Origin of the sequence: Streptomyces sp. S3(2020), from assembly GCF_013044505.1 — a bacterium.
In the GTDB taxonomy this organism is placed as follows: Bacteria; Actinomycetota; Actinomycetes; order Streptomycetales; family Streptomycetaceae; genus Streptomyces.
In genome coordinates, this window is sequence record NZ_JABERD010000397.1 from 1 (window position 1) to 4,341 (window position 4,341).

4 protein-coding genes are annotated in these 4,341 nt (G+C 72.9%); 1 reads left to right on the plus strand and 3 read right to left on the minus strand.

The window, feature by feature from the left end; all coding sequences use genetic code 11:
• On the minus strand, positions 1 to 1,941 hold a 1,941-nt coding region (locus tag HLK59_RS48485; RefSeq protein ID WP_171148076.1), incomplete at its 3' end, for a BTAD domain-containing putative transcriptional regulator.
• A gap of 166 nt (positions 1,942 to 2,107) precedes the next feature.
• On the opposite strand from HLK59_RS48485, the gene HLK59_RS48490 reads away from it, so the two are divergent.
• Positions 2,108 to 2,905, plus strand: a complete 798-nt coding sequence (locus HLK59_RS48490; RefSeq protein ID WP_171148077.1) for an SGNH/GDSL hydrolase family protein — start codon at positions 2,108 to 2,110, stop codon at positions 2,903 to 2,905.
• 82 nt (positions 2,906 to 2,987) lie between these two features.
• On the opposite strand, the gene HLK59_RS48495 is transcribed toward HLK59_RS48490, so the two are convergent.
• Both HLK59_RS48495 and HLK59_RS48500 read right to left on the minus strand, forming a co-directional pair.
• Positions 2,988 to 3,407: a nuclear transport factor 2 family protein gene (locus HLK59_RS48495; protein WP_171148078.1), complete on the minus strand. Its 420-nt coding sequence runs from the start codon at positions 3,405 to 3,407 to the stop codon at positions 2,988 to 2,990.
• A gap of 2 nt (positions 3,408 to 3,409) precedes the next feature.
• Positions 3,410 to 4,216, minus strand: coding sequence for an MBL fold metallo-hydrolase (locus HLK59_RS48500; RefSeq protein WP_171148079.1), 807 nt, complete (start codon positions 4,214 to 4,216; stop codon positions 3,410 to 3,412).
• Between the last annotated feature and the right edge of the window lie 125 nt (positions 4,217 to 4,341).

The following is a 4,341-nucleotide window of genomic DNA, read 5'->3' on the forward strand; positions in this document are numbered from 1 at the left end:
TGGGTCCGCGACCCCCCGCCGGGGGAACCGCCCGGCCGCGCGGCGCGGGTCCCGGCGGCGGCCCGGAACGCCCCCCAGCGGCGGCGGCTCGAACTGCCGGACGAGGCCCGCACGGTGCTGACGGACGCCGCCGCCGACGGCGCCGGGCTCGACGTACCGCGCCTCGCCGGCGTCCAGTCCCTGACCCCGGACGGGCTCCCCCCCCTGATCGGCGCCGGCCGTCACGGCGGCGTCGATCAGGGGGAGGAGCTCGTCCGGGGTCAGGGACTGGACGCCGGCGAGGAGCGGTACGTCGAGCCAGTCGCCGTCGGCGGCGGCGTAGGTGAGCATCGTGCGGGCCTCGTCGGGCAGTTCGAGCAGCCGCGCCTGGAGGATGTTGCGTACCGCGGCCGGTACCTGTGCCGAAGGGCCGGTGCGTTCCCCGGAGGGGAGTTCGATCAGCTCGGACAGGGTGAACGGGTGCCCCTCGGCCCGCCGGTGCAGCGCCGCCGCCTCCCCGGGCGGGACGTCCTCGCCGCGCGCCGTGAGCAGTTCGGCCACGTCGTCGACGGTCAGCGGCCCCAGCGTCAGCCAGGTCGCGCCGAGCAGGGCGAGATCCGCGAGCAGCAGACTGGAGTGCGGGCTGTCACCGTTGCGCAGGGTGCACACGAACAGGACGGGACCCTCCCGCAGTACCTGTGCGAACTTCCGCAGCAGCCGGTGGAAGCCCTGCGGCGCCTGGTCGACGTCGTCGACGACACACAGGGTGGGGCCGACCGTGAGCTCGTGGACGACCGTGGCGAGTGGGTCCTTCCGCGCGATCCCGTCCTGCCCGGAGTCCTTGCCGTCCTGCCGCAGCGCGTCGAGGATCTGGACGGTGGGACAGGTCCGGGAGACCCCCCGGTTGCCGCTCAGCGCCTGCCCGGCCCGGGTGCGGGCGACGGTGAACCCGGCGGCCAGCGCCCGCGCCGACAGCTCCTCCACCAGCCGCGTCTTGCCGTACCCCTGCTCCCCCTGGACCACCGCCCACCGGGGGCGGCCCGCCGTCACGGCCGACAGGAGCGCGGAGAGCTGCGCGGACTCCTCGTCCCGGCCCACGAAGGGATCGGGGTCGTCCTGGTGCGCGCAGGCGGAGGTGTGGTCGGGCAGGGGCCGGAGGACCGCACCGGTCGCCGGGGCGCCGAGGACGACGGTGTCGTGCCGGAGTATCGCTGTGTGCAGATCCCTTAGTTGGGGGCTGGGGTCCAGGCCGAGGTCGGTGGCGAGCGTGTCCCGGAACCGCTCGTACCGTTCGAGGGCCTCCACCGGCCGGCCCGCCGCGTACAGCGCGCGCATCAGCACCGCCCAGGTCGTCTCCCGCAGCGGGGCCTTGGCGATGAGGTGCTCGGCGACGGCGATCGCGTGTGCCGGCTCGTCCTGCTGGAGGAGGATCGCGGCCCGGAGTTCCATGGCGTCGTGGAGCAGGCCGGCGATCCGGGTGCGCTCGCGGACCGCGAAGGCGTGCTCGCGCGCCTCGGCCAGCGGCTCGCCGCGCCACAGGGCGGCCGCGGCCTCGATCTCCTGGCGGGCGAGGGGGAGTTGACGGGCGCGCAGCGCCTCACGGGCCCTGTTCACGGAGTGTTTGAACAGCGTGGTGTCCCGGGCCTCGCGGGGCACCTTCAGGGCGTATCCGGACGGGCCGCTGACCAGCATGGTGGAGCGGCCCTGCCGGACCGGGTCGAGGACCGCGCGCAGCCGGCTGATGTGGGCGCGCACGGAGGAGGCGGCGCCGGTCGGCCGGTCCGTCGGCCACAGGTCGTGCAGCAGGGTCTCCTGGGAGACGGGGCGGCCGTTCTCGATGAGCAGCCGGACGAGCAGCAGCCGGCGTTGTCTGGGTCCGAGGTCGAGCGGGGTGTCGCCGTGCAGTACCTCGACGGGGCCGAGCGTGCCGAACCGCAGCGCGTGTGTGTCACGTGAGTCCAACGGGCGGCCCCCCTCCCCGGCGATATCGGACCAGCAGGTTACGTGATGAAGGAGACAGCGCTTTCGCCGCGGGCGTTCCACGAGTCGGCGACAACGTACCGACAAGTTCCGGGCAACAAGGCGCGGTTACCTTCGGACCTCCGTGACCGGGAAGCAGAAGGAACCCATGCGTAAAGTGAAGTCAGTCCTCGTCAGCGCCGTCCTGGCGGTCGCCGGCCTCGCGGCGACCGCCGTGACTCCCGCCCAGGCGGCGACCGGAGGGGAGTACGTGGCCCTGGGGGACTCGTACGCGTCCGGCGTCGGCGCCGGCCATTACGACAGCGCCAGCGGCGACTGCAAGCGGAGCACGCTCAGCTATCCGGCGCTGTGGGCGGGCGTGCACGACGAGTACAAGCTGACGGACGTCTCGTGCAGCGGTGCGACCATCGCGGACGTGCGCGCCGACCAGTTGTCCGCGCTGAGCACCGACACCGACTTCGTCACCCTCACCGTCGGCGGCAACGACGCCCAGTTCTCCAGCGTCGTCCAGGCCTGTCTCACCCAGTCCGACAGCTACTGCAAGACGGCGACGGAGTGGATGTCGTACTACGCGAAGAACCAGCTGGTGGACGAACTCGCCGCGCTCTACAAGGACATCAAGACCCGCGCCCCGCACGCCGACGTCACCGTCCTCGGCTACCCGCAGGCGCTCTCCGCGACCGGTACCTGCCCGCTGATCGACCTCAGCGCCGCCAAGCGCACCTACATGAACGCCTTCGCCGACGCCCTCGCCGAGGGCACCAGGGCCGCGGCGGCCAAGGAGCCGGTCACCTTCCTCGATGTGCGCGCGGCGTTCAAGGGCCACGGGGCCTGCGGCTCCGACCCGTGGATCAACGACCTGAACGCCGGGACCGAGGTCTTCCACCCCAAGCTGGAGGGCTACATCGCGGGCTACTACGGCCAGTTGGAGGCCCACTGGGCCTGATGCCCGGTCCTGGACAGGCACGGTCCCGGGGGTCTCGCGCACACGGCGGGCCCCCGGGGCCGTTCTCGGTCGGCCGCCCCGTTCAGTCCGTCATCGCCGCGCGGACCAGCGCCGTGTCCACGAACTGCTCGAAGCGCACGATCAGTCCACCCCTTACGACGAAGTGGTGGGCGACGCGGACGTCGACCGGTTTGCCGGTGGCCTTGTGGGCGGCGGTGTAGCGGGCGAGGACGACGACGTTCTCGCCGTCGACGACGTAGGTGTCGTCGTGGGCGGTCCAGTCGTCCCAGTCCCGGCCGAGTTCCTCCATCACATGGGACGTGACGCCGTGGGGGGTGCGGTAGGTGCCGGCGAGGGGGAAGCCGGCCATCTCCGTCCACTCGACGTCGGGGGCGAGTGTGGCGCGGAGGGCTTCCAGGTCGCCGGCGGCGGAGGCGAGGTACTGGCGGCGTACGACGTCGGCGGGGGCGGTGGACTCGGTGAACCCTGTGGTGTCGGCCATGGTCAGCCCCACTTCATCTCGCCCTTGGCGACCTTCGCCCCGATCTGGGCGGCGATCAGCATGCCGTTGTCGGGGTAGCGCGCGATGAGCGCCTCGGTCAGCGCGGCACCGTCGGCCGCCTTGGCGAGCTCCTCCTCGAAGGCGACGAGGTAGTCGCGGGTGGCGCTGATGGCGGTCGCGTCGGCGGCGGTGCCCGGCAGGCGGTGGCCCGGGACGACGAGCCGCGGGTCGAGGGCGGCCATCTCGTCGAGCAGCCGGATCCAGGCGGCGCGGTCGCCGGGGGTGGGGGTGTCGGCGACCCAGACGTGCTCCTGCTGGAAGAGCAGGACACCGCCGAGCAGGGCGCGGTGCTCGGCCTGCCAGAGGTAGTGGCGGTCGGACAGCTCGGGGGTGCCGCCCTTGAGCGCGAAACGGTGGCCCTCGAAGGTGAGGTCACCGGTCAGCGGGGTGAGGTCGACCAGCCGGGTGGGCAGGTTCGGGCCGAGCGCCTCCCACGCCTTGAGCTTGCCCTCGTAGGAGTGCCGGATGTGCTCGATGACGATCGGGGTGGCGACGAAGACCGCGTCGGGGAAGGCGTCGGCGATCACTTCGGCGCCGAAGTAGAAGTCGGGGTCGCCGTGGCTGACGAACACGGTGGTGAGCTTCTTGCCGGAGTCGAGGATCTCGGCGGCGAGGCGGTGGCCGTCGGCGCGGGTGAAGGCGGCGTCGACCAGCAGCGCCTCGGTCTCGCCGGTGACGAGGGTGGCGGTCTTGTTCCTGCTGCCGGCCGGGAAGTCGAGGTCGAGGACCTTGAAGGAGAGCGTGCTCATGCGGGGCTCCTCAGGAGGGGGGTGGGGTTCGGCGGGCGGCGGTGGTCCGGTGGTGGTCGTGGCCCGGGTGGCCCGGCGCCGGGCGACCTCGCCGGCGGGACCGTGGCCGTGGGCCCGCCCGGCGA

What these genes read in the sequence shown, in the direction of transcription:
- HLK59_RS48495 (WP_171148078.1), bottom strand. Translation starts at nt 3,407, where the DNA reads ATGGCCGACACCACAGGGTTCACCGAGTCCACCGCCCCCGCCGACGTC.
- HLK59_RS48490 (WP_171148077.1), top strand. Translation starts at nt 2,108, where the DNA reads ATGCGTAAAGTGAAGTCAGTCCTCGTCAGCGCCGTCCTGGCGGTCGCC.
- HLK59_RS48500 (WP_171148079.1), bottom strand. Translation starts at nt 4,216, where the DNA reads ATGAGCACGCTCTCCTTCAAGGTCCTCGACCTCGACTTCCCGGCCGGC.